Below are 2,500 nucleotides of genomic sequence, written 5' to 3' on the forward strand. Positions count from 1 at the left end.
TAGAGCGCGCGCTTGATAAGCGTGAGGTCGGAGGTTCAAGTCCTCCCAGGCCCACCAATTACTCTATCAATCTATAAGCGCTTGTGAAACGTGCTCAGAGGAAGCTTTCTTTATTAATTTATAAGAACCTTATCAGTTTATAGGAATATTACCGGTGCATAAAAGTTTTATTGGTACAAAGAAAAGTGCTTTCTTTGGTTTTAATATCCAAAATTGCAGTGGTCTTAAGGTAAATTTAAGTGATCTTGAGATATAAGGTAAAAAAATGTTTCGAGAAAAGGCAATAAAGCGTAGCAATTTTGAGAAAATAGCAATTTTAAGTGATCTTGAATTTTAAGCGTTTCGAAGGCGTTATATTGTTTTAGGGGCCGTAGCTCAGCTGGGAGAGCACCTGCTTTGCAAGCAGGGGGTCGTCGGTTCGATCCCGTCCGGCTCCACCACTTTAATCGGTCATCATCATGTTGTAAGAACACGGTTTAGTAAGAGGTTTTTAGCCTTTTGCTTGTTCTATTGAAATTGTGAAGAGAAGATATATTCAGACATGTTCCTTTTTAAGGTTCCTTCTGAGGTGCAAGTTTTTTGTTAAGAAAAATACTTTCTTGGGAAAATGCTTGTTGTCGAAAAAAGGTTTTGGAAAACAGATTTTAAAAAAGATCTTGAAAGAAAAACCTTTCTTCCGAAGAGGAAATCTTAATTTAGAAGGAAATCTTAATTTAGAAAAAGAGACATGTGTCGCAAGGGAATGCTCAAAACCCTTGCTTATGATTGGAAGCTTAACCGCGCCATTGAATATATCTCGAGAAGCTGGTCTTTTCTGCTGATATTTGGTTTGTTTTGCGCTTTATTTTGCACAAGATAAAGAGAAGCAGACAAACCGTGAATGAATATTGGCAATGAGAACGATCAAGTGTCTTAAGGGCATTTGGTGGATGCCTTGGCATGCACAGGCGATGAAGGACGTGATACGCTGCGATAAGCTACGGGGAGGTGCGAATACCCTTTGATCCGTAGATTTCCGAATGGGGCAACCCACCTTTGATGGCTAGAAAAATTAAGCTGTTTTTTAAAACAGTTTAGTTTTCTAGTCGTCAGATAAAGGTATCTACACCTGAATAAAATAGGGTGTAAGAAGCAAACGCAGGGAACTGAAACATCTAAGTACCTGTAGGAAAGGACATCAAACGAGACTCCGTTAGTAGTGGCGAGCGAACGCGGACCAGGCCAGTGGCTTGAATTAAGAAAAGTAGAAACGACTGGAAAGTCGTACCAAAGAGGGTGATAGTCCCGTATACGTAAATCTGATTTAAGTCCTAGAGTAGGGCGGGACACGTGAAATCCTGTCTGAACATGGGTCGACCACGATCCAAGCCTAAGTACTCGTGCATGACCGATAGCGCACCAGTACCGTGAGGGAAAGGTGAAAAGTACCCCGACAAGGGGAGTGAAATAGTACCTGAAACCGAATGCCTACAAACAGTCGGAGCCCAAGATTCGTTCTGGGTGACGGCGTACCTTTTGTATAATGGGTCAGCGACTTAGTCTAACGAGCAAGCTTAAGCCGGTAGGTGTAGGCGTAGCGAAAGCGAGTCTGAATAGGGCGTTCAGTTCGTTGGATTAGACCCGAAACCGAGTGATCTAGCCATGAGCAGGCTGAAGGTAAGGTAACACTTACTGAAGGGCCGAACCCGTATCTGTTGCAATAGATTGGGATGACTTGTGGCTAGGGGTGAAAGGCCAATCAAACTCGGAAATAGCTGGTTCTCCGCGAAATCTATTTAGGTAGAGCGTTAGTCGAATTCTCCAGGGGGTAGAGCACTGGATGGGCTAGGGGTCCTCACCGGATTACCAAACCTAACCAAACTCCGAATACCTGGAAGAACTAACTAGCAGACACACGGCGGGTGCTAACGTCCGTCGTGGAGAGGGAAACAACCCTGACCACCATCTAAGGTCCCCAAGTTATGGCTAAGTGGGAAAGGATGTGAGGATCCCAAAACAACCAGGATGTTGGCTTAGAAGCAGCCACCATTTAAAGAAAGCGTAACAGCTCACTGGTCTAAATAAGGGTCCCTGCGCCGAAAATGTAACGGGGCTAAAGCCATACACCGAAGCTGTGGATTTACTCCTTTTGGAGTAAGTGGTAGCGGAGCGTTCCGTAAGCCTGTGAAGGGAGACTCGTGAGAGCTCCTGGAGGTATCGGAAGTGAGAATGCTGACATGAGTAACGATAAAGGGAGTGAGAGACTCCCTCGCCGAAAGTCCAAGGGTTCCTGCTTAAAGTTAATCTGAGCAGGGTGAGTCGGCCCCTAAGGCGAGGCCGAAAGGCGTAGTCGATGGGAACCACGTTAATATTCGTGGACCTGTGGGTAGTGACGGATTGCGTATATTGTAAGATCTTATTGGATTGATCTTGCAGTGAAGCAGTTCCAGGAAATAGCTCCCACATATAGACCGTACCCCAAACCGACACAGGTGGACTGGTAGAGAATACTAAGGCGCTT

General features: G+C 44.9%; 2 tRNA genes and 1 rRNA gene (2 of these 3 cut by a window edge). All 3 read left to right on the top strand.

The annotated features are described in order from the left end of the window. Nucleotides 1–57, top strand: a tRNA-Ile gene (locus ACFIO3_RS06725); it begins 20 nt to the left of the window's first position. 307 nt (nt 58–364) lie between these two features. Beyond that, nucleotides 365–440: transfer RNA gene (locus ACFIO3_RS06730), tRNA-Ala, on the top strand. A gap of 461 nt (nt 441–901) precedes the next feature. Continuing rightward, nucleotides 902–2,500 (top strand): 23S ribosomal RNA (locus ACFIO3_RS06735) (it continues 1,212 nt past the right edge of the window).

The organism is Bartonella sp. AD328YNZD (assembly GCF_042196425.1).